The sequence below is a fragment of the Kitasatospora sp. NPDC004615 genome (assembly GCF_042873545.1).
GTDB lineage: Bacteria > Actinomycetota > Actinomycetes > Streptomycetales > Streptomycetaceae > Kitasatospora.
On sequence record NZ_JBIALQ010000014.1, the window covers coordinates 37,916 to 60,746 of the forward strand.

Consider the following 22,831-nt stretch of genomic DNA (forward strand, 5'->3'; position numbering starts at 1 on the left):
CGGCGGCCCTCCTTTCTCAGTAGTTGGATCTGACCGGACGTCAGCCGGCGATCGGGTCCAGGGCCGGGATGCTCGGCGCGGCGGAGCCGGACAGGCCGAGGGTGGCGTCGTACGCCTTCTTCCAGTCGCCGTTGTCCTCGTGCGCCTTCAGGGCGTCGTTGATCGCCTTCTGCAGCACCGCGTCGCCCTTGTTCAGGCCGACGCCGTAGCGCTCCTCGGAGAAGGGGGTGCCGACGACCTTGAGCTTGCCCTGGTTCTTCGCGGCGTAGCCCTTGAGGATCGAGTCGTCGGTGGTGACCGCGTCGACCTCCTTGGTCAGCAGCTTCTCCACGCAGAGCGAGTAGTTGTCGAACTGGACGACCTTGGCCTCGTACTTCTGGATGTTGGTGATCGAGGTCGAACCGGTGGCGGTGCAGACCGACTTGCCCTTGGTGGACTCGGCGCCGGTGATCTCGGTGTTGTCCTTGTTCACCAGCAGCGACTGTCCGGCGATGTAGTACGGGCCGCCGAACGCGACACCCTTGTCCTTGCGGGTCTGGGTGATCGAGTAGGTGCCGACGTAGTAGTCGACCTGGCCGCCGGTGATCGCGGTCTCACGGTTGGCGGAGGCGATGGTGGAGAACTCGATCTGGTCGGCCGAGAAGCCGAGGTCGGCGGCGATCATCTTGGCGATCTCGATGTCGAAGCCGCTGCGCTTGGTGGTCTGGACGTCCTCGAAGCCGAGGAACGGCTGGTCGGCCTTGGCGCCGATCTTCAGCTTGCCGCGCTTCTTGGCCTCGGTCCACGCCGGCGAACCGTCCAGCTTGGCGTCGGTCTTGACGGTGTAGGTCGGCAGCTGCGGGGCGGCCGAGCCGTTGGGGGCGGCGGTCTCGCTCGGGGAGCCGTCCTTGCCGCAGGCGGCGACTGCCGTCAGGGCGAGAACGGACAGGGCGGCGGCAACAGTGCGACGGGCCTTCATGCGGTCGTTCTTCTCCTCGGGTGGGGGCCACGGCAGGCTCCGGGCCACTGCGAACTGACGATTACTGACGCTTGATCGACTGCGGGACTCAGTGCTGCAGGATCTTGGACAGGAAATCCTTGGCACGGTCGGAGCGCGGCGCGGTGAAGAAGGCGTCGGGGGTGTTCTCCTCGACGATCCGGCCGTCCGCCATGAACAGCACGCGGTTGGCCGCGGAGCGGGCGAAGCCCATCTCGTGGGTGACCACGACCATGGTCATGCCCCGCGCGGCGAGCGAACGCATCACCTCGAGCACCTCGTTGACCATCTCCGGGTCGAGGGCGGAGGTCGGCTCGTCGAAGAGCATCACCTTCGGGTTCATCGCCAGCGCGCGGGCGATCGCCACGCGCTGCTGCTGGCCGCCGGACAGCTGCGACGGGTACTTGTCGGCCTGGGCGCCGACGCCCACCCGCTCCAGCAGCTCGCGGGCCGTCTTCTCGGCCTCGGCCTTGGCGACCTTGCCCACCTTCACCTGGGCGAGCACCACGTTCTCCAGCACGGTCTTGTGCGAGAACAGGTTGAAGGACTGGAACACCATGCCCACCTGGGCACGCAGCCGGGCCAGTTCGCGGCCCTCGGCCGGCAGCGGCTTGCCGTCGACCTCGATCGTCCCGGAGTCGATGGTCTCCAGCCGGTTGATGGTGCGGCACAGCGTCGACTTGCCGGAGCCGGACGGGCCGATCAGCACCACGACCTCACCCTGGGCGATCTCCAGGTCGATGTCCTGCAGCACGTGCAGGGCGCCGTAGTGCTTGTTCACCCCGCGCAGGGCCACCAACGGCGCGGTTTCGCGCAGCTCGACACTGTTCTCGGTCATCGCCGTCCGCTCCCTCGTCCTCCGAACCCGGGGCCAACTCGCTTGGTCCGCAGAGCCGGTGATGGTCCGTCTGATGTCTGGGGGGCCGGAGCCGGCGGAGCTCTCGGCCCCCCGAACGGGGCGACTTTAGGCAGGTACACGACGTCCAGTCAGCCGATCTGAGCTGAACTTGAGGATCACGGTTCGGCTACGCCAGGTAGTCACCGCACGTCGAATACCGGAGCTGTAACGGACCGGCCGATGCGGTTGACCTGGTGACGCCGGATGGGAGTGGATGCCAGGATGGCCCGGTTCCACATCGGACCGAGCCATGCCGCCCGACTGCCGACGGCGGCCCGCACGCACACCGGCGAACACCGCAGGAAGGAGCCCGATGCGCCTGCTCCTGGTCGAGGACGACGACCGCGTCGCCGCCGCTCTGGTCGCGGTGCTGGGCCGGCACGGCTTCCAGGTCCGGCACGCCCGCAGCGGCCACGAAGCGCTGGACGCGCTCGTCCCGGACGGCAGCGAGCCCTACCGGGTGGTGCTGCTCGACCTCGGACTGCCCGACCGCGACGGCTTCGAGGTGTGCAGCCGGATCCGGGCCGGCAGCGGCGTCCCGGTCATCATGGTGACCGCCCGCGCCGACATCCGCTCCCGCATCCACGGACTCAACCTCGGCGCCGACGACTACGTGGTCAAGCCGTACGACATGGGCGAACTGCTCGCCCGCATCCACGCGGTGGCCCGCCGCGGCACCCCCAAGGGCGCCGAGGAGAGCGGCCCCGAGTTCGACGGCCCGCTGGCCTCCCGCGGCGTCGAGATCGACCGCGAACGCCGCCGGGTCAGCGTCAACGGACGCGACGTGCCGCTCACCCGCAAGGAGTTCGACCTGCTGGCGCTGCTCGCCCAGAGCCCCGGCGTGGTCTACCGCCGCGAGCAGATCTTCAGCGAGGTCTGGCGCTCCGGCTGGGAGGGCAACGGCCGCACCCTGGAAGTCCACATCGGCTCACTGCGCACCAAACTCGGCCTGCCCGGCCTGGTCGAGGCCGTCCGCGGCGTCGGCTACCGGCTCATCCCCGACGACCCCGAGGGCCCGGCCGGGCCCGCCGGCGACACCGCGGAGCGCTGACCACCCGTGCGCAACCGCCTGCTCGGCATCCTGATCGCCCTGATGGCCTGCGTGCTGGCCGCCCTCGGAGTGCCGCTGGCCTACTTGATCGCCTCGTCCGAGCAGTCCAAGGTCGTCGTCGACCGGATCGACGACGCCGCCCGGTTCGCCCAGGACCTGCCCACCCAGGGCGGCGCCAGCACCAGCGCCGTCAAGGGCGACCCGCAGCCCGTCCCCGGCGACGACGGCCGGCGGCACGCCCTGACCACCGAAGCCGCCCGCTACCGCGAGCTGTACGGCGCCCGGATCGGCGTCTTCCAGCGCGACGGCAGCGCCGTCGCCGTCGCCCCCGGCGACTGGCACGCCCCCGAGGAAGGCCCCGGCGCCCAGGCCTACCGGGAGGCACTGGCCGGCCGGCGCAGCCACAACCCGCCCCAGGTGTGGCCGTGGACCACCGACCGCACCCTCACCGTCGCACTGCCCGTGGTCCGCGACGGCGACGTGGTCGCCGTGGTGCTCACCGAATCGCCCACCGGCCCGCTGCGCGCCCGGATCCTGCACCGCTGGCTGGTGCTGGCCGGCGGCGAGGCGCTCGCCATGATCGTCGCCATCCTGCTCGCCATGCGCCTCACCGGCTGGGTGCTGCGCCCCGTCCGTACCCTCGACCGGGCCACCCACGACATCGCCACCGGACGGCTCGGCGCCCGGGTCGCCCCCAGCGGCGGACCTCCCGAACTGCGCCGCCTGGCCCGCTCGTTCAACGACATGGCCGACCACGTGGTGCTCGCCATCGACCAGCAGCGGGCCTTCGTCGCCGACGCCTCCCACCAGCTGCGCAACCCGCTGGCCGCACTGATGCTCCGGGTCGAACTAATCGGACTCGACCTCCCCGAAGGCAGCGAGGAGGAACTCGCCGCCGTCCGCGAGGAGGGCGCCCGGCTCGCCCGAGTCCTCGACGACCTGCTCGGACTCGCCACCGCCGAAGGCTCCCGGCCCGAACCCGAACCCGTCGACCTGGCCGAACTGGTCTGCACCCGGACCGACGCCTGGCAGCCGCTCGCCGACCGGCGCCAGGTCCGGCTCCAGTGGCAGGGACCGCCGATGGCGCACGCCTGGGCCGACCCGATCGGCTTCGGCAGCGCGCTGGACGCCGTCCTCGACAACGCGCTCAAGTTCTCCCCCGTCGGCAGCACCGTCCGGGTCGGCCTGACCATCACCAAGGACGAGGTCACCGCCACCGTCACCGACGCCGGACCCGGCCTCACCGAGGAGGAACTCGCCCGGATCGGCGACCGGTTCTGGCGCTCCTCCCGGCACCAGAACGTCGACGGCTCCGGCCTCGGCCTCTCCATCGCCCGCACCCTGCTGCTGGCCGGCGGCGGCAGCCTCGGCTTCGCGACCGCCGAACCGAACGGGCTGAGCGTGCTGCTCACCGTGCCGCGCCGGAAGTGGAACTGACGTCAGGGTTTGACCGACTGGTAGTAGCGCTTCGCGCCCTCGTGCAGCGGCAGCGGATCGGTGTACACCGCGGTGCGGAGGTCCACCAGCTGCGCCGCGTGCACCTCGCCGCCGATCCGGTCCCGGCTGTCGATCACCACCCGGGTCAGCGCCTCCACCAGTGCCGGGTCCATGCTCGCCCGGGTCACCAGCAGGTTCGGCACCGCCACCGTCGGCACCGGCGTGTGCGGTGGCCCCGCCAGCGGGTAGGCGTCCGCGGGGATGGTCGCCGCCCGGTACGCGTCCATCCCGCCGCCCTCCAACTTGTGCAGCGGATCCGACAGTTCGCCCAGCGGCACGATCCGGATCGGGGTGTGCTCCGAGAGGTCGGTCAGCGCCGCCGTCGGTAGGCCGCCCGACCAGAAGAACGCGTCCAGCTGCTTCGCCTGCAACGCGTCCGCCGCGTCGCCCACCCCCAGCTTCTTCGGCTGGATGTCCGTGCCCGGGTTCAGGTGCGCCGCCTCCAGCAGCCGCTTGGTCACCAGGTTCACGCCCGACCCGTCCTGGCCCACCCCCACCCGCAGGCCGCGCAGGTCCGACACCGTCTTCACCGGCGAATCCGCCGGCACCACCAGCTGCATGTAGTCGTCGTACAGCCGGGCGATCGCCCGCAGGTCCGGCTTCGGCCGGTCCTGGTCCTTCAGGAAGCTGGCCACCGCGTCCGCCGTGGCGATCGCGAAGTCGTCCTGGCCCGACACCAACCGCTTCAGGTTGTCCAACGAGCCCTCGGAGTTGTCCAGCCGGACCTTCACCCCCGGCATCGCCGACCGCATCGAGTCCTTCAGCAGCACCCCGTACCGGTCGTACACCCCGCGCGGAACCCCGGTCGCGAACGCCGCCTCCCCACGCGGCCCCGACCCCGTCCGCGCCGAGGACACCCACCACCCACTCGCACCGGCCACCACCAGCAGCAACACCGCCAGCACGCGCACCAGCGGACTGCGCACCGCGGAACGCAGCACGGCACCGGTGGTTCTGGGCGGATCGGTCGAAGCAGCCATGCAGGGATACTGCCAGCCGAGACCGCCCGGCGGGAGGCCCCTTCCGCTGCCCGTACCCTTGCTCTGTGGGTATGGAGGAGAGCTTGCGAACTTACAAGGTCGTCACGTACGGCTGCCAGATGAACGTCCACGACTCCGAGCGCCTGTCCGGGCTGCTGGAGGAGGCCGGGTACGCCAAGGCCGCCGACGACGGCGAACCCGACCTGGTGGTCTTCAACACCTGCGCGGTCCGCGAGAACGCCGACAACAAGCTGTACGGCAACCTCGGTCGGCTCGCCCCCGCCAAGCAGGCCAACCGCGGCATGCAGATCGCCGTCGGCGGCTGCCTCGCCCAGAAGGACCGCGAGACCATCGTCCGCAAGGCCCCCTGGGTCGACGTGGTCTTCGGCACCCACAACATCGGCCACCTGCCCGCCCTGCTCGAACGCGCCGCGATCGAGCGGACCGCGCAGGTCGAGATCCTCGACTCGCTGGAGACCTTCCCCTCCACCCTGCCCACCCGGCGCGAGTCCGCGTACGCGGCCTGGGTCGCCATCTCGGTCGGCTGCAACAACACCTGCACCTTCTGCATCGTCCCCGCCCTGCGCGGCAAGGAGGAGGACCGCCGGCCCGGCGACATCCTCGCCGAGGTCGAGGCGCTGGTCGCCGAGGGCGTCGTCGAGGTCACCCTGCTCGGCCAGAACGTCAACGCCTACGGCTCCGACCTCGGCGACCGGCAGGCGTTCTCCAAGCTGCTGCGGGCGTGCGGGGAGATCGACGGCCTGGAGCGGGTCCGCTTCACCTCGCCGCACCCGAAGGACTTCACCGACGACGTGATCGCCGCGATGGCCGAGACGCCGAACGTGATGCACCAGCTGCACATGCCGCTCCAGTCCGGCTCCGACACCGTGCTGCGCGCGATGCGACGCTCCTACCGGCAGGAACGCTTCCTCGGCATCATCGAGAAGGTGCGCGCCGCGATGCCGGACGCCGCCATCTCCACCGACATCATCGTGGGCTTCCCCGGCGAGACCGACGAGGACTTCGAGCAGACCCTGCACGTCGTCCGGGAGGCCCGGTTCGCCAACGCGTTCACCTTCCAGTACTCCAAGCGCCCGGGGACGCCGGCCGCCGAGATGGAGAACCAGATCCCCAAGGCCGTGGTGCAGGAGCGCTACGACCGGCTGATCGCCCTCCAGGAGGAGATCTCCTGGGAGGAGAACAAGAAGCAGGTCGGCCGCAAGCTGGAGATCCTGGTCGCCGAGGGCGAAGGCAAGAAGGACGACCGGACGGACCGCCTCTCCGGCCGCGCGCCCGACAACCGGCTCGTGCACTTCACCCGCCCCGAGGGGGGCGTGCGCCCCGGCGACGTGGTGACCGTCGAGATCACCTACGCCGCCCCGCACCACCTCCTCGCGGAGGGCCCCGCGCTCGGCGTGCGCCGCACCCGGGCGGGGGACGCGTGGGAGAAGCGACAGGCTGCGCCTGCGAAGGCGGCCGGCGTGATGCTGGGCCTGCCGTCGATCGGCGTTCCGGCTCCCGTGCCTGCGGCTGGTGGGTGCGAAACCGGGGGCGCGGGGAACTGCGCGTAGCGGAAGGAACCCCACCGCAAGGTCGCGACGCAGGGCAATGACCTGCACGTGATCGCGACCTTGCGGACGTGGTGTGCGCTTGGCGCGCAGTTCCCCGCGCCCCTGAATGGTCACCCGCCAGCTCGCGCAAGTATCCCCGCGCCCCTGTTTTCGCACCGCGTAGAGTGATCGGCATGCTTGTTGCCGCCGCCGTGTGCCCGTGTCCGCCGTTGCTCGTGCCCGAGGTCGCGGTGGGGGCCGCGGGGGAGACGGAGGCGTTGCGGGGGGCGTGCCTGGACGCGGTGCGGGGGCTCGCGGATGTCGAGCTGGTCGTCGTGGTGGGGACGGGCGACAAGGCCGGGGTGTGGACCGAGGGCGGGGCGGGGTCGTTCCGTCGGTACGGGGTGCCGAAGGCCGTGAAGCTGCCGCTGGGCGGGGTGGACGGCCCGGAGCTTTCGCCGGCGTTGACGGTGGGGGCGTGGCTGCTGGAGGAGGCGGGCGTCCAGGTGCCGACGCATGCCGTCGCGGTGCGGCCGGACACGGCTGCCGAGCGGTTGTTGGGGCTGGGCCGGGGGCTGGCCGAACTCGCTGATCGGGTGGGTCTGTTGGTGCTGGGTGACGGCAGTGCCCGGCGTTCGGTGAAGGCTCCGGGGTATCTGGACGAGCGGGCCGAGGGCTACGACGGGGCGGTGGCGGCGGCGCTGGCCGCGGCGGACGTGACGGCGCTGGCCGCGCTGGACGCGGACCTCTCGGCGGAGCTGCTCGCGGAGGGCCGGGCGCCCTGGCAGGTGCTGGCGGGCGCGGCGGAGGGTGCCTCGCTCGGCGGCGAGCTGCGGTACGAGGACGCTCCGTACGGTGTCGGCTACCTGGTGGCCTCCTGGCGCTGATCGCCAGCAGGCCACCGGGGCGCGAGGTTTCAGTCGTCCTTGGGCTTCGCCGCGAAGTCGTCGCGGGCGTGCTTGGCGGCCGAGGTGCTCTTCTCGATCTTTTCGCTGTACTTGTGCTTGGTGGCCTTGTCGATGGTCTCGCCGGCCTTGTCCACCATGTTGTCGATCTTGTCGCCGTGCTTTCCGGCCAGCTCACTGGCCTTGTCCTTGAGTTCCTCGGCCTTGCCCTTGAGGTTGTCCATCAGACCCATGGGGCGTTCCTCGCTTTTCGTGTCAGATCGGTACCAGGCATAGCTGATCTTCCCCGGCCAACGAGGTCGCGACACGAGAGGTGCCCGGGTTTTGCGAGACTGGTGGGGTGAGCGGTTCCTCCTCTTCTTCTTCTGTACGTCCGCGCCGGGTGGTGTCGGTGGTCGGTTCGACGGCGGCCGGCAAGTCCGATCTGGCGGTGGCGATCGCCCGTGAGCTCGGCGGGGAGGTGGTGAACACCGACTCGATGCAGTTGTACAAGGGCATGGACATCGGCACCGCCAAGCTGCCCGAGGACGAGCGCGGCGGTGTTCCGCACCATCTGATGGACATCTGGGAGGTCACCGAGACCGCCTCGGTGGCCGAGTACCAGCGTCTCGCCCGGGCCGAGATGGACCGGCTGCTGGCGGCCGGCCGGGTGCCGGTGCTGGTGGGCGGTTCGGGCCTGTACGTGCGGGCGGCGATCGACGTGATGGAGTTCCCCGGTACGGACCCCGAGGTGCGGGCCCGGCTGGAGGAGGAGCTGGAGCGGGTCGGGCCGGGCGTGCTGCACCGGCGGCTGGCCGAGCTGGACCCGGCGGCCGCGGAGGCGATCCTGACCAGCAACGGGCGGCGGATCGTCCGGGCGCTGGAGGTCATCGAGATCACCGGGCAGCCGTTCACCGCGAACCTGCCGACGCAGCGCGCGGTGTACGAGGCGGTGCAGATCGGTGTGCAGGTGCCGCGGCCGGAGCTGGACCGGCGGATCGAGCTGCGGGTCGACCGGATGTGGGAGGCCGGCCTGCTGGACGAGGTGCGGGCGCTGGAGCGGGTCGGGCTGCGCGAGGGGCTGACCGCGAGCCGGGCGCTGGGCTACCAGCAGGTGCTGGCGTTCTTCGCCGGCGAGTGCACCGAGGACGAGGCGCGGGCGGAGACGGTGCGGGCCACCCGGCGGTTCGCCAGGCGGCAGGAGTCGTGGTTCCGGCGGGACGACCGGATCCACTGGCTGGACCGTCCGGAGGGCGCCGATCCGGTCGAACTCCTGGGCCGCGCAATGGAACTGATTGATCGCCCGGAACGCCCCGGCGACACCGGCTGACCGGCGGATTTCGGCTGCCCAGGGGCGTGATCAGGCCAGTCGCCCGGGCAGTTGCACCGGCAGACGCAGGTGCAGGAGGTACCGGCGGTCACGGCCGGATCACGTCCTGGCATCGGATCACCCGATCACCCCGTGGGACGCCCTGTCCGGGTCTTGCCGCGTGCCATCATCGGTAGCACCGAGGCCCGGCACGCGGGCCGGCCTCACCGCCCGCGAGCTCCGGAGTTCGCGTCGAGCCGTCAGGGGAGGCCGCGTGTCAACGGGTACCGGCCCCGAAACCGATGAGCTGCTGGGCGACGTGTCCGACGGTTCCGAGACGCTGCCCGAACTGGCCGTCCCGACCACCTCGTACGCGGTGGCGCTTCCCGCGATCGACGACCTCGCCACCGCGCCGGGCGTGGTGCACGTGCGGGACATCCGGCCGCGCCGCCGGCTGCGCTGGTGGCAGATCCTGCCGATCGCCGGAACGGTGATGTTCGGCTCGCTGATGTTCGCCTTCCCGCTGGCCTTCGGCAGCGAGGGCGCGACCGCGATGATCGGGATGCTCGGCCTGCTGATCACCGCCGCCTCGGTCGGCTGGGGTGCGATGGCCGCCCGCCGGGCCGGTTACAAGTGGCCGGGCGTGCCGCGCCGGGGCTCCTCGGAGCGGGCCGGCTGGAAGGCCATCGTGGTCTACACCCTGCTGGTGGCCGTCGCCCTGGCGCTGGCCGTCTGGCGGGTCGTCCACCTGCGCGGTTAGCACTTCGCGGCCGTTACCATCGGCGGTGTGAGCGAGCACAGCGGAATCAGCGGAACGGCCTTCCTCAAGGGGCACGGCACCCAGAACGACTTCGTGATCGTCCCCGACCCGGACGGTGAGCTGGAGCTGTCGGAGGCCACCGTCGCCGCCCTGTGCGACCGGCGGGCCGGGATCGGCGCGGACGGCGTGCTGCGGGTGGTGCGCTCGGCGGCCGAGCCGGTGGCGGCGGGGATGGCCGGGCAGGCCGAGTGGTTCATGGACTACCGCAACGCGGACGGCTCGATCGCCGAGATGTGCGGCAACGGGGTGCGGGTGTTCGCCCGCTACCTGGTGCACGCCGGGCACGCGAAGCCGGGCGAGCTGGCGGTCGCCACCCGGGCCGGGGTGAAGCAGGTGCGGATCGCCGAGGACGCCGCCGACGGCACCCCGGGCGAGATCACCGTGGGCATGGGCCGCGCGGTGCTGCCCGGCCCCGACGACATCACCGTCACCGTCGACGACCGCAGCTGGCCCGCGCTGAACGTCAACATGGGCAATCCGCACGCCGTCGCGTTCGTCGAGGACCTCGCGCACGCCGGGCTCCTGTACGACGCGCCGGCCACCGCGCCCCAGGGCGTGTACCCCCAGGGCGTGAACGTGGAGTTCGTGGTGGACCGCGGCGAGCGGCACGTGGCGATGCGGGTGCACGAGCGCGGCTCCGGCGAGACCCGATCCTGCGGGACGGGCGCCTGCGCCGTCGCGGTGGCCGCGATCCGCCGCGCGGGACTGGACCCGGCGGACACCGGACGGGCCGTCAGCTGGACGGTCGACCTGCCCGGCGGGCGGCTGGTGATCGAGGAGTTCCCCGACGGCCGGATCGAGATGACCGGCCCCGCCGTGATCGTCGCCGAGGGCGTCCTGGTGTAACGGCAGGTCAGCTGGACGAACCGTCAGCTCCCGCTTCCCACGCCGCTATCCGGCTAATCCCCCCGTTCGGGTGATACCGGTGGCAGAGCCGAAGCGGGGGCTCGCCGAACGTGCTGTGCTCGGTAGCATGGACCACCGGGTCGGCCGTCGCTCCGGTGTTGCTGCCGGAGGTGCAGATGACCATCCGCTCCGAGTTGGCGGGCTCGCCGTCCAAGCAGCAGGCGAGCCGCTTCAGCCGTGCGGCGCTCGGCCGGGCCGGCCGGGCGGCGCTGCTCGCCACCGGGCGGACGCCCGTCCCCGACGCCATCGAACCGATCGTGCAGGCGCACCGGGTGCACCACCCGCAGGCCGATCTGGCGCTGCTGGCCCGGGCCTACCGGGTCGCCGAGGAGAGCCACCGCGGGCAGACCCGCAAGAGCGGCGAGCCGTACATCACCCACCCGCTCGCCGTCACCATGATCCTCGCCCAGCTCGGAGCGGACACCACCACGCTGGTCGCCTCGCTGCTGCACGACACCGTCGAGGACACCGAAGTGACGCTCGATCAGGTCGCCGAGGTCTTCGGGCCGGAGATCGCGTACCTGGTGGACGGCGTCACCAAGCTGGAGAAGGTCGACTTCGGCGCGGCGGCCGAACCCGAGACCTTCCGCAAGATGCTGGTCGCCACCGGCGACGACGTCCGGGTGATGGTGATCAAACTCGCCGACCGGCTGCACAACATGCGCACCATCCGGCACATGAAGCCGGCCAGCCAGGTGCGGATCGCCAAGGTCACCCGGGACGTGCTGATCCCGCTCGCCGAACGGCTCGGCATCCAGGTGGTGAAGGCGGAGCTGGAGGACATCGTGTTCGCCACCCTGCACCCCGAGGAGTACGCGGACACCGGCGCGGTGGCCGGCGGCTGGGCCGACGGCGTGCTCGCCCCGTTCGCCACCGAACTCGGCCGCCAGCTCGGCGAGGCCGGGATCTCCTCCGCCGTCACCGTCCGCCCCCGGCACCTGGTCTCGCTGCACCGGGTGATGATCAAACGCGGGGCCGGCCCGGACGGCGCGGCGCTGCGGCCCGCCGACTACGGGCGGCTGCTGGTGGTGGTCGAGGAGAACGCCGACTGCTACGCGGTGCTCGGCGAACTGCACACCTGCTGGACGCCGCTGCCCGGCGAGTTCAAGGACTTCGTGGCCGCCCCCAAGTTCAACCTGTACCAGTCGCTGCACACCGCGGTGGCGCTGCCCGGCGGCGAGGTGATCGAGGTCCTGGTGCGCACCCGGCGGATGCACGAGGTCGCCGAGACCGGCGTGGTCGCGCTCGGTGACCCGCGCACCGCCGACCGGCAGGGCGCCGCCGACGACCCCGAGGACCGCACCGACCCCGCCCGCCCCGGCTGGCTGGCCCGGCTGCTGGAGTGGCAGCAGGACACCCCCGACCCGGACGCCTTCTGGTCCGCGCTCACCGCCGACCTGCGCGACGACCGCGAGATCACCGCCGTCACCGAGGACGGCACCACCCTGCACCTGCCCGCCGGCGCCAGCTGTCTGGACGCCGCCTACCTGATCGGCGAGGAGACCGGCCACCGCTGCATCGGCGCCCGGATCAACGGCCGGCTCACCGCGCTCTCCACCGAACTGCGCGACGGCGACGTGCTCGGCCTGCTCACCGCCCCGCCCGGCGAGGACAGCGGCCCCGACCGGGAGTGGCTGGAGTACGTCCGCACCCCCGCCGCCCGGCTCGCCATCGAGCGCCGGCTGGCGGCCGGGCCGCTGCCCGCGCCCGCCGCCGAACGGCCGCCCGCGGCCGGCGCCCCGGTGCCCGCCGCCGCCCCGCCCGCGTCGCCCGCCGCCGCACCCGGCGCGCCCGCCGATGTGCCCGAACTGCCGGGCGCCGCCGTCCGGTTGGCGCGCTGCTGCACGCCCGTGCCGCCCGACGCGGTGACCGGCATCGTGCTGAGCGGCGGCGTCGTCGCGGTGCACCGGACCGGCTGTTCGGCCGGCACCCGGATGCTGCGCGGCGGACGCCGGGCGGTCCCGGTCCGCTGGCTGCCCGGCGGCGCCCCGCAGTGGGGCTACCGGGCCACCCTGCACGCCGAGGCGCTGAACCGGCCCCGGCTGCTGGCCGACCTGACCGCCGCGATCTCCGGTGAGGGCGTGTCGATCTTCTCCGCCGACGTCGAGCCGCCCCGCCAGCTGCGGGTGCGGCACAGCTACACCCTGGAACTCGCCGACGCCGCCAAGCTGCCCGCCGTGATGCGGGCGATCTTCCGGGTGTCGGGCGTGTACGACGTGTACCGGCCGGGCGGGCCCGAGGAGCTGCCCGGCCGGGCCCCGGCGCCGGCGGCCGGGGCGGAGCGGGCCGTGCCGGGGCCGGTGGCGGAGGCCGTCGTGGCGGCTGGTAAAAGGGATGACTCGGGCACAGCGGGCGTGCGACCATCGTGGGGAATTCACGGCGGTTCCGCCGTGTTGTCCGAGAGCATCACCCGATCAATCCAAGGATGAAATGACCTCCACGTTCGACAGCCGCACCCGATCGAGCGAGTCGGCCAACCGCCTCGCCGACCTCAAGGCGGAAGCCCTGATGGACGAGGACCTCGCGGCGATCGACGAGGGCCTCGGCAACTACGACGGAGAGCAGTACGACCGATCCGAGCGCGCCGCGCTCCGGCGTGTCGCCGGCCTCTCCACCGAACTGCAGGACGTCACCGAAGTCGAGTACCGCCAGCTCCGCCTGGAGCGCGTGGTGCTCGTCGGCGTGTGGACGGACGGCACGCTCGAGGAGGCGGAGAACTCGATGGCCGAGCTCGCCGCGCTCGCCGAGACGGCCGGCTCCGAAGTCCTGGACGGTGTGATCCAGCGCCGTGACAAGCCCGACGCGGCCACCTACATCGGCTCCGGCAAGGCCAAGGAGCTGCGCGACCTGGTCGCCTCCTCCGGCGCCGACACCGTGGTCTGCGACGGTGAGCTCACGCCCGGTCAGCTGATCCACCTGGAAGACGTGGTGAAGGTCAAGGTCGTCGACCGCACCGCCCTGATCCTGGACATCTTCGCCCAGCACGCCAAGTCCCGTGAGGGCAAGGCGCAGGTCTCGCTCGCGCAGATGCAGTACATGCTGCCGCGCCTGCGCGGCTGGGGTGCGTCGCTGTCCCGGCAGATGGGTGGCGGTGGCTCCGGTACCTCGGGCGGCGGTATGGCCACCCGTGGTCCTGGTGAGACCAAGATCGAGACCGACCGTCGGCGGATCCGCGAGAAGATGGCGAAGCTCCGCAAGGAGATCGCCGACATGAAGAAGGGCCGCGACACCAAGCGGCAGGAGCGGCGACGCCACCAGGTGCCCTCGGTGGCCATCGCCGGGTACACCAACGCCGGCAAGTCCTCGCTGCTCAACCGGCTCACCGGCGCCGGCGTCCTGGTGGAGAACGCGCTGTTCGCCACCCTGGACCCGACGGTCCGCCGGGCGCAGACCCCGAGCGGCCGGCTGTACACGCTGGCCGACACCGTCGGCTTCGTCCGGCACCTGCCGCACCACCTGGTCGAGGCGTTCCGCTCCACCATGGAGGAGGTCGCCGACGCCGACCTCATCCTGCACGTGGTGGACGGCTCCCACCCGGAGCCGGAGACGCAGCTCGCCGCCGTGCGCGAGGTGATCGTCTCGGTCGAGGCACAGAACGTGCCCGAGATCGTGGTGATCAACAAGGCGGACGCGGCCGACCCGGCGGTGCTCCAGCGCCTGCTGCGCCGCGAGCCGCACGCCATCGTGGTCTCGGCCCGCAGCGGCCTGGGCATCGAGGAGCTCCTCACCCTGATCGACGAGGAACTGCCCCGCCCCGCGGTGGAGGTCAAGGTCCTGGTCCCCTACACCCGCGGCGACCTGGTCTCGCGGGTGCACGCGGAGGGCGAGCTGATCAGCGCCGAGCACACCGCGGAAGGCACGCTGCTGCACGCCAAGGTGGCGGCGGTGCTGGCGGCCGAGCTGGAGCGGTACGCGGTCGTCACGGCCTGAGGCATCCGGACGGACGGGCGGCACACCTTCGTGGTGTGCCGCCCGTCGGCATTCCGGTTACTTCTTGGCGACGAAGGCGTCGAACATCTTCTTGGCCTCCGGGCCGAGGGTCGGCCCGGCCTGCCAGTCGTTCACGTGGTCGCCGATCGACACGTTGGAGAACAGCATCGTCTTGCCGTTCTGGCGGGTGAGCCAGCCGCCGCCCGAGGATCCACCGGTCATGGTGCAGCCCATGGCGAGCATCGGCGGGCGCGAGCGGTCGAAGACGAACGGGCTGAGCTTGGGGGCGTCACAGTGCTCCAGCTCCTCGCCGTTGTACGGCGCGGCGCCCGGGTAGCCGTACCCCGACGGCGAGGTGATCTCGTCCGGCTTGGCGCCGAACCAGATCGGGACGGAGGAGCCGACGGTCTCCTCCAGCGAGCGGTCGGAGCCGTCGAGCGCGGCCACCCGGACCACCGCGAAGTCGAACTGCATCGCCGCGGTGCCGACCTTGGTGCCCTCCTTGGCCCACTGCGGCATGATCAGCATGTCGGTGGCCAGCCAACGGCCCATCGGGGCGGCCTGGGCCCAGGTGATCTCCGGCTTCTTCCCGTTGCTGGTGACACCGCTGCGGTTGTAGCCGGGCGCGAACATCCAATTGGTGAAGAAGTCGCCGCCCTTGCCGTCGTGGACGCAGTGGCCGGCCGTCCACACGAGGTTGCTCTTGCCGGGGTGGGCCGGGTCGGAGACCACGGTGCCCGAGCAGACCATCGGACCGTCGGGGGCCTGGAAGAAGACCTTCCCGATCACGGCGGTGTCCGCGCTGTACGGGTGCGGCTGGGCCTTGGCCTTGACGGGGGTCGGGAGGGTCAGGTCCTTGATCGAGGGGGCGTCCGGCGTGATCTCGGTGCTCTTCGTCGGGTCGGAAGGCTTCTTCTTGTCCCAGAAGTCCTTGATCTTCGCGATGTCCTCGGGCTTGAAGCCGTTCTTGGCCGCCCACTTCTTCCAGTCGTCGGCGCTCCAGTTCGGCACCTGGGAAAGGAAGTTCTGCACGTCGCCGATGTCGACGGAGTCCTTGTTCGAAGCCCCGGAGGACTGTCCGGCCGGCGCCGGGCTCGCCTTCGGCTTGTCGCTCTGGCAGGCGGCGGTGGTGACGGCGAGTACCGTCACCAGGGCGGCCGCGGACGCGTTCCGGATGCGGCGCTTCACGCGGTGCTGGTCGGTCATGGGTGATTCCCCCCGTGGTCGTCGTTCGGTCGAGAAGGTCGTGCGGAGGTGACGGGCGGTCACTTCCGGGAGATGTAGTCGAGGGCCTGGCGGGCCACGCCCTCCAGGTAGGGGCCGTTCAGGGCGGTGTGCGCCTGGGTGCCGATGGAGGTGTTGCTGACCAGGCGTTGGCGGCCGTCCGGGCCGTCGGCGAACCAGCCGCCGCCGGAGGCGCCGGCCGTCATGGTGCAGCCGATCACCAGCATCGCGGGGCGGGCGGCGTCGAAGCTCCGGGCGGCCGGGCGGCCGGAGTCGCAGCGCTCCAGCTCCTGCCCGTCGAACGGCGCGACGGCCGGGTAGCCCCAGGCCTGGATGGCGAGCTGCTCGCGCGGCGCGTCGAACCAGACCGGAACGGCGGTGCCGAGCACCTCCTCCAGCGAGCGGCTCTCGCCCTCCGGGCCGTGCACCTTGATCACCGCGAAGTCGTACTGGTTCGCGGCGTCCCCGCCCCTGGTGCCCTCGGTGGTCCACAGCGGTGAGGTGATCACCTTGTCCGCCCACCACTGTCCGAGCGGGGCGACCTCGGCGAGCGGGGCTTTTTGGTGGTCGCTGGCCGCGCCCGAGCTGTTGTACGCCGGGACGAAGACCAGGTTCTTGTACCAGTCGCCGCCCTTGCCCGGATGGACGCAGTGCGCGGCCGTCCACACCAGGTTGCTGTGGCCCGGGTTCGCCGGATCGGCCACCACGGTGGCCGAGCACTGGCCGGTGCCGCCGTTCGGCGCGGTCAGGAAGACCTTCCCCGACGCCGGATAGCTGGTGTAAGGCCGCGGCACCGGCTGCGCGGCGACCGCCGGGACCGGGCCCGGACCGGTTCCCGTGGACGGCAAGGCCGACGGCGACTCAGGTGCCGCCGACTCGGGCGCCGGCGCGGGCTGCTGCGGCGGCGCCTGGTCCATCGTCTCGGCGCTCCACGCGCCCGCCACCACCGGATTGCGGAAGCTGTGCCGCTGCGCCCAGTGATCCCACTCGGTGAACCCCCAGCGCTTCAACTCGGCGAAGCTGTGCGGGTTCCCGTCCCCGCCCGGGCCGCCGTCCGAGCCGCAGCCGGCCACCCCGCCCAGCAGCACTGCCGCGGTCAGCGCGGCCAGCACCCCCCGTGCCCTCACTCTCAACCCCCCTGAAACGGTCCGTTCCCCCGGGACAGTCTTTCATTCGGGGCGCGAACCACCGGCGGGCGGTGCGGTCCTGTTGGCGTCCGGTCATCGAACCGTGATGGTGACGGTCCGTCAGGATCCCAGCCGTCCGACTGCTGCGCGGGTGATCAACGGAAACTCACTGGAACGGGTGAGGCGATTTTGTATCCGGCGCTCCGGGATAGGTAACCCTTACCCGAAGGCTCTCGCGCGGCTCAAGGAGCGGATTTGTCCACCACCCTCACCGAGGTTCTCCCGGTCGTCCTGCCGTCGGCCGGGCACCCCACCCCGGACCTGCTGCTCCACCCGGATCCGGCCGTCGCCGCCGAACACGCCGCCACCGAGAGCCTGCTGCGGTGCTGGGCCCGGGAGACCGCCGCCGAACGCCCCGACGGAGACCTGCTGCGCATCCCCGTCCTCGGCGGCGCCGCCCAGTTGTCCGCGCCGGTGCGGCACTGGTCGGCCTGCGGCTGGCACCGGTTCGGCCCCGCCACCGTCTCCACCGGCAACGCCGAACACCCGGTGGACGCCGTCACCGTCGCCGCCCTGGTGGCCGGCGCCACCGGCCGCCCCGAACCCGGCCAGCTCGCCGACCTCACGTCGCGGGTGGCCGACTCGGTCGGCCGCACCGCCGAGATCCTCGCCCACCGGCGGACGTTCACCTCCGCCCCCGTCGACCCGTTCCTGCGCGCCGAACAGTCGCTGCTGCTCGGCCACCCGCTGCACCCCACCCCGAAGAGCCGCGACGGCCTCGGCCCCGCCCAGTCCGCCGCCTACTCGCCAGAGCTGCACGGCTCGTTCCGGCTGCACTGGTGGGCCGTCGACCGCAGTCTGCTCGCCGCGGACTCCGCCGCCGGCGCCCCCGCCGAGCGGCTCACCGCCGAGCTGTACGGCCGCCCGCTGCCCGCCGGCACCGCCGCACTGCCGCTGCACCCGTGGCAGGCCCGGGAGCTGACCCTCCGTCCCGCCGTCGCCGACCTGCTGGACCAGGGCCTGCTGACCGACCTCGGCCAGCACGGCGAACCCTGGCACCCCACCAGCTCGGTGCGCACCGTCTGCCGACCCGGCACCCCGTGGATGCTCAAACTCTCGCTGGGCCTGCGGATCACCAACTCCCGCCGGGAGAACCTGCGCAAGGAACTCCACCGCGGCGTCGAGGTGCACCGGCTGCTGGAGGCCGGCCTGGGCCGGAAGTGGCAGGCCGCCCACCCCGGCTTCGACATCGTCCGCGACCCGGCCTGGATCGGCGTCGACCACCCCGCCCTCGGCGACCCCAACGGCCTGGACACCGTGCTGCGGGAGCTGCCGTTCGGCCCCGCCGACCGGGCGCTGTGCGTGGCCGGCCTGGTCGCCGAACAGCCCATCGACCCGGACGGCTCGCAACTCGCCCAGCTGATCGGCGAACTCGCCGCCCGCAGCGGCCGACCCGCGGCGACCGTGGCCACCGAATGGTTCCTGCGCTACCTGGATGCCGTGGTGCTGCCGATCCTCTGGCTCGACGGGCAGGCCGGCATCGCGCTGGAGGCCCACCAGCAGAACAGCCTGGTCCTGCTCGACGCGCAGGGCTGGCCCACCGGCGGCCGCTACCGCGACAACCAGGGCTACTACTTCCGCACCTCGCACGCCGACCGGCTGCACCGGATGCTGCCCGGACTCGGCGCGCACAGCGACACCTTCGTCCCCGACGCGGTCGCCGACGAACGCTTCGCCTACTACCTCGGCATCAACCACGTGCTCGGCCTGATCGGCGCCTTCGGCTCCCAGCAACTCGCCGACGAACGACTGCTGCTGGCCGCGCTGCGCCGCTTCCTGTCCGGCCCCGCCGCCACCGCCACCCGCTCCACGCTGCCCGCCCACCTGCTGGACGCCCCCACCCTGCGCTGCAAGGCCAACCTGCTGACCCGGCTGCACGGCCTGGACGAACTGGTCGGCCCGGTGGAGACCCAGTCGGTGTACGTGGAGATCGACAACCCGGTGGCCCGGGCGTGAGGCCCATCGCCACCAGCGCCGGTGAACTCGTCCTGCGCACCGTCCGGTTGAGCACCGACCTGGACCTGATCACCGGCTGGATGAACGACCCGGAGACCGACCGCTGGTGGGCCCTCGCGGGCCCGCCCGGGACCACCGCGGCGCACCTCGCCGGGCAGCTCGACGGCGACGGCCGCAGCCGCCCCGTCCTCGCGCTGCTCGACGGCGAACCCACCGGCTACTTCGAGCTGTACCGCGCCGACCTCGACCCGCTCGCCGCGCACTACCCCGCCCGCCCGCACGACCTGGGCATCCATCTGCTGCTCGCCCCCGCCGCCCGCGGCCGGGGCCTGGGCACCCTGCTGCTCGACGCGATCGCTGCCCGGCTGCTGCGGGACGAACCCCGCTGCACCCGGGTGCTCGCCGAACCCGACGTCCGCAACACGCCCTCCGTCCGGGCGTTCACCGCCGCCGGATTCACCCGCGCCGCCGATCTCGACCTCCCCGACAAGCGCGCCGCCCTGATGATCCGCGCGCGGCCCGAGACCCAGGACGTCATGAACACTCAGCAGCCCGAGCCGTACGACCTGATCGGCGTCGGCATCGGCCCGTTCAACCTCTCGCTGGCCGCGCTCGCCGACCGGGCCGACACCGTCAGCGCGCTGTTCCTCGACGCCCGCCCCGAATTCCGCTGGCACCCCGGCATGCTGGTGGACGGCGCCCGGATGCAGGTCCCGTTCCTCGCCGACCTGGTCTCGCTGGTCGACCCCACCAACCCGTGGTCGTTCCTCAACTACCTGCGCCACCAGCAGCGGCTGTTCCCGTTCTACTTCAGTGAACGCTTCCAGCTGCCGCGCCGCGAGTACGAGCACTACTGCCGCTGGGCTGCCGACCGGCTCCCCAACTGCCGCTTCGACAGCCCCGTCGACGCCGTCCACTGGGACGCTGGGCAGCAGCACTACCGGGTGCACGCGGCCGGCGCGGTGCACCTGGCCCGGAACCTGGTGCTCGGCGTCGGCACCGAACCCGCCCGCCCCGAGGCGTTCGCGGCGCTGCGCCACCACCCGGCGGTGCTGCACTCCGCCGACTACCTGACGGAGCGTCGGGGGCTCGACGGCGCACGGGACATCACGGTGGTCGGCTCCGGCCAGTCCGGCGCCGAGGTGTTCCTCGACCTGCTGCGCCGGCACGCCGGCGACGGCACCCGGGTGCGCTGGCTCACCCGCACCAGGGCGCTCGCGCCGATGGAGTACTCCAAGCTCGGCCTGGAACAGTTCACCCCCGACTACACCCGCTACTTCCACGGCCTGCCCGAGCCGGTCCGGGACGCCCTGGTACCCGCCCAGTGGCAACTGCACAAGGCGGCCAGCACGGAGACCCTCGCCGAGATCCACGACCACCTGTACGAGCGCACCGTGGGCCGCCCGATCGACGCCGAACCCGTCGAGATCCTCCCCGGCACCGCCGTCACCGGGGCCCTCCCCGGCCCCGACGGGCGGCTCGAACTGCGCTGCCGGCACACCGACTCCGGCCGCCGCCACCTGATCCGCACCGACGCCGTGGTGCTCGCCACCGGCTACCGGGCGCACCGCCCCGCCCTGCTCGACCCGATCGCCGGGCTGATCGACTGGGACGCACAGGGCCGCTACCGGGTCGACCTCGACCACCGGGTCGCCACCCGGCCGGAACTCACCGGGGGGCTGTACGTCCAGAACGCCGAGTTGCACACTCACGGAGTCGGCACCCCGGACCTCGGGCTCGGCGCGCACCGCGCCGCCGTGATCCTGAACGCCGTCGCGGGCAAGACCCTGCACCCGCTGCCCCACCGCACCGCCTGGACCACCTTCGCACCCGAGCCCGCCCCGGCCCCGGTGCTCCCGCGACCCCAGGAAGGGAACGAGCGTGCCGCAGCCGGCCGTTGACACCGCACTCCACCTGCCGCCCCAGCTCACCACCGGTCACTGGCAGGCCGCCGCATGCGCCATGCTGGCCAAACTGCTCGGCGAATTCGCCTACGAGGAACTGCTGCACCCCCGGCCGGAGGGCGACCACTACCTGCTCGAACTCCCGGACGCCGACTACCGGTTCACCGCGCGCCGGGGCGCCTACGGCAGCTGGCGGGTCGACCCGGCCTCGATAATCGGCGGCGACGACCCGCTGAGATTCCTCCAACAGGCCCGGCACACCCTGAAGTTGACCGGCGACACCACCGGCCACCTGGTCCGCGAACTCACCGCCACCCTGATCGCCGACGCCCACCTGCGGGCCACCGCACTGACCGCCGCCGAACTCGCCGACCTCGACCACGCGGCGCTGGAGGGCAGACAGACCGGCCACCCGTGGATCGTCGCCAACAAGGGCCGGCTCGGCTTCTCCGCCGCCGACGCCGCCCGCTGGGCCCCCGAGGCCCGGCTGCCCCGCGCCCTGCCGTGGCTCGCCGTGCACAAGAACCTGGCCGCCTTCCGCGGCGACGAGACCATCTACGACACCGAACTCGACCCCGCGTTCCGCGCCCAACTCGGCGAACGCGCCGACGAGTTCTGGCTGCTGCCGGTGCACCCCTGGCAGTGGGACGAGACCGTGGTCGGCCTGTTCGCGCCCTGGATCGCCAGCGGCGAGATCGTCCCACTGCCCACCGACGGCGACCTGCGGCTGCCCCAGCAGTCCATCCGGTCGTTCTTCAACCTCAGCCGCCCCGACCGGTGCACCGTCAAACTGCCGCTCGCCATCCTCAACACCCTGGTCTGGCGCGGCCTGCCCACCGAACGCGCCCTCGCCGCGCCCGCCGTCACACGCTGGATCCAGGGGTTGCGCGACCAGGACCCGTACCTGCGCGACGAATGCCGGGTGATCCTGCTCGGCGAGATCGCCTCCGTCACCGTCGAACACCCGCTGTACCGGGACCTGCCCGACGCGCCCTACCAGTACAAGGAACTGCTCGGCGCGATCTGGCGCGAGCCGCTCGGCCGCCACCTCGACGACGGCGAGCACGGCCGCACCCTGGCCGCGCTGCTGCAGACCGGCTCCGACGGCCGCGCGCTGACCGCCGAACTCGTCGCCCGCTCGGGCCTGGACGTCCGCGAGTGGACCGACCGGCTGTTCACCGTGATGCTGCCGCCGCTGCTGCACTTCCTGTACCGCTACGGCCTGGTGTTCTCCCCGCACGGCGAGAACGCGATCATCGTCTTCGACCAGCAGGACGTCCCCGTCCGGCTCGCCGTCAAGGACTTCGTCGACGACGTCAACATCAGCGACCAGCCTCTGCCGGAACTCGCCGACCTGCCAGACGGCATCGGCGACGTCCTGCTGCGCGAGAACCCCGACTACCTGTGCCAGTTCCTGCACTCCGGGCTGTTCATCGGCGTCTACCGCTACCTCGCACCCCTGCTGGAGGAACAACTCGGCCTCCCCGAGACCGAGTTCTGGGAGCTGCTCGCCGAGCGGATCCGGGACTGCCAGCGGCGCTTCCCGGAACTCGCCGACCGGCACAAACTGTTCGACCTGTTCGCGCCGCGGATCGACCGGCTCTGCCTGAACCGCAACCGGCTGCTGCTCGACGGCTACCGCGATCGCCCGGACCGTCCGCACGCCGCCGTCCACGGCCAGGTCGACAACCCGCTGCACAGCACCGCGCACCTCCCGTCCCTACGGCACCGAATTGTCACCCCGGCCCCGTAGGCTGGT

18 protein-coding genes are annotated in these 22,831 nt (G+C 72.2%); 12 read left to right on the forward strand and 6 right to left on the reverse strand.

Annotation, left to right across the window (positions count from 1 at the left end):
* Positions 1-40: 40 nt before the first annotated feature.
* Complete coding sequence (locus ACFYS8_RS33875; protein ID WP_387648748.1) at positions 41-958, reverse strand: glutamate ABC transporter substrate-binding protein; 918 nt, start codon at positions 956-958, stop codon at positions 41-43.
* A gap of 88 nt (positions 959-1,046) precedes the next feature.
* Complete coding sequence (locus tag ACFYS8_RS33880; protein WP_387648751.1) at positions 1,047-1,814, reverse strand: amino acid ABC transporter ATP-binding protein; 768 nt, start codon at positions 1,812-1,814, stop codon at positions 1,047-1,049.
* Between the two features lie 373 nt (positions 1,815-2,187).
* Here ACFYS8_RS33880 and ACFYS8_RS33885 point away from each other — a divergent pair, with 373 nt between their 5' ends.
* The gene (locus tag ACFYS8_RS33885) at positions 2,188-2,925 is read left to right on the forward strand and encodes a response regulator transcription factor (protein ID WP_387648754.1); all 738 of its coding nucleotides are present in this window, start codon (positions 2,188-2,190) and stop codon (positions 2,923-2,925) included.
* Positions 2,926-2,931: 6 nt separating this feature from the next.
* Positions 2,932-4,362, forward strand: coding sequence for a sensor histidine kinase (locus tag ACFYS8_RS33890; RefSeq protein WP_387648757.1), 1,431 nt, complete (start codon positions 2,932-2,934; stop codon positions 4,360-4,362).
* 2 nt (positions 4,363-4,364) lie between these two features.
* Here the strand turns inward: ACFYS8_RS33890 and ACFYS8_RS33895 are convergent, their stop codons facing one another.
* Positions 4,365-5,402: a TAXI family TRAP transporter solute-binding subunit gene (locus ACFYS8_RS33895; protein WP_387648758.1), complete on the reverse strand. Its 1,038-nt coding sequence runs from the start codon at positions 5,400-5,402 to the stop codon at positions 4,365-4,367.
* Between the two features lie 71 nt (positions 5,403-5,473).
* Between ACFYS8_RS33895 and miaB the strand changes: the two genes are divergently transcribed.
* Positions 5,474-6,973 (forward strand): tRNA (N6-isopentenyl adenosine(37)-C2)-methylthiotransferase MiaB, encoded by a 1,500-nt coding sequence (gene miaB, locus ACFYS8_RS33900; protein ID WP_387648761.1) that lies wholly within the window; start codon positions 5,474-5,476, stop codon positions 6,971-6,973.
* A 173-nt stretch (positions 6,974-7,146) separates the two neighbouring features.
* Positions 7,147-7,839: a class III extradiol dioxygenase subunit B-like domain-containing protein gene (locus tag ACFYS8_RS33905; RefSeq protein WP_387648763.1), complete on the forward strand. Its 693-nt coding sequence runs from the start codon at positions 7,147-7,149 to the stop codon at positions 7,837-7,839.
* 29 nt (positions 7,840-7,868) lie between these two features.
* On the opposite strand, the gene ACFYS8_RS33910 is transcribed toward ACFYS8_RS33905, so the two are convergent.
* The gene (locus tag ACFYS8_RS33910) at positions 7,869-8,090 is read right to left on the reverse strand and encodes an antitoxin (RefSeq protein WP_387648766.1); all 222 of its coding nucleotides are present in this window, start codon (positions 8,088-8,090) and stop codon (positions 7,869-7,871) included.
* Between the two features lie 107 nt (positions 8,091-8,197).
* On the opposite strand from ACFYS8_RS33910, the gene miaA reads away from it, so the two are divergent.
* The 5 genes from miaA (at position 8,198) to hflX (ending at position 14,801) form a co-directional block, all read left to right on the forward strand.
* The gene (gene miaA, locus ACFYS8_RS33915; RefSeq protein WP_387648768.1) at positions 8,198-9,166 is read left to right on the forward strand and encodes a tRNA (adenosine(37)-N6)-dimethylallyltransferase MiaA; all 969 of its coding nucleotides are present in this window, start codon (positions 8,198-8,200) and stop codon (positions 9,164-9,166) included.
* Between the two features lie 253 nt (positions 9,167-9,419).
* Positions 9,420-9,905, forward strand: coding sequence for a hypothetical protein (locus ACFYS8_RS33920; protein ID WP_387648770.1), 486 nt, complete (start codon positions 9,420-9,422; stop codon positions 9,903-9,905).
* A 27-nt stretch (positions 9,906-9,932) separates the two neighbouring features.
* The gene (dapF, locus tag ACFYS8_RS33925; protein WP_387648771.1) at positions 9,933-10,811 is read left to right on the forward strand and encodes a diaminopimelate epimerase; all 879 of its coding nucleotides are present in this window, start codon (positions 9,933-9,935) and stop codon (positions 10,809-10,811) included.
* 176 nt (positions 10,812-10,987) lie between these two features.
* Positions 10,988-13,300, forward strand: coding sequence for a RelA/SpoT family protein (locus ACFYS8_RS33930; protein ID WP_387648774.1), 2,313 nt, complete (start codon positions 10,988-10,990; stop codon positions 13,298-13,300).
* Position 13,301: 1 nt separating this feature from the next.
* Positions 13,302-14,801 (forward strand): GTPase HflX, encoded by a 1,500-nt coding sequence (gene hflX / locus ACFYS8_RS33935; protein WP_387648776.1) that lies wholly within the window; start codon positions 13,302-13,304, stop codon positions 14,799-14,801.
* 57 nt (positions 14,802-14,858) lie between these two features.
* Here the strand turns inward: hflX and ACFYS8_RS33940 are convergent, their stop codons facing one another.
* On the reverse strand, positions 14,859-16,007 hold the full coding sequence (locus ACFYS8_RS33940; protein WP_387648778.1) for a trypsin-like serine peptidase: 1,149 nt from the start codon (positions 16,005-16,007) through the stop codon (positions 14,859-14,861).
* 59 nt (positions 16,008-16,066) lie between these two features.
* Complete coding sequence (locus ACFYS8_RS33945) at positions 16,067-17,152, reverse strand: trypsin-like serine peptidase (RefSeq protein WP_387648781.1); 1,086 nt, start codon at positions 17,150-17,152, stop codon at positions 16,067-16,069.
* Positions 17,153-17,407: 255 nt separating this feature from the next.
* Here ACFYS8_RS33945 and ACFYS8_RS33950 point away from each other — a divergent pair, with 255 nt between their 5' ends.
* From ACFYS8_RS33950 to ACFYS8_RS33960, 3 genes are read left to right on the forward strand one after another with little or no spacing between them, the layout of a single operon-like run.
* Complete coding sequence (locus tag ACFYS8_RS33950) at positions 17,408-19,168, forward strand: IucA/IucC family protein (RefSeq protein WP_387648782.1); 1,761 nt, start codon at positions 17,408-17,410, stop codon at positions 19,166-19,168.
* The gene (locus ACFYS8_RS33955) at positions 19,165-21,069 is read left to right on the forward strand and encodes a GNAT family N-acetyltransferase (RefSeq protein WP_387648784.1); all 1,905 of its coding nucleotides are present in this window, start codon (positions 19,165-19,167) and stop codon (positions 21,067-21,069) included. The genes ACFYS8_RS33950 and ACFYS8_RS33955 overlap by 4 nt, the downstream gene beginning before the upstream one ends.
* On the forward strand, positions 21,050-22,825 hold the full coding sequence (locus ACFYS8_RS33960; RefSeq protein ID WP_387648785.1) for an IucA/IucC family protein: 1,776 nt from the start codon (positions 21,050-21,052) through the stop codon (positions 22,823-22,825). Before ACFYS8_RS33955 ends, ACFYS8_RS33960 begins: the two co-directional genes overlap by 20 nt.
* Positions 22,826-22,831: the final 6 nt, after the last annotated feature.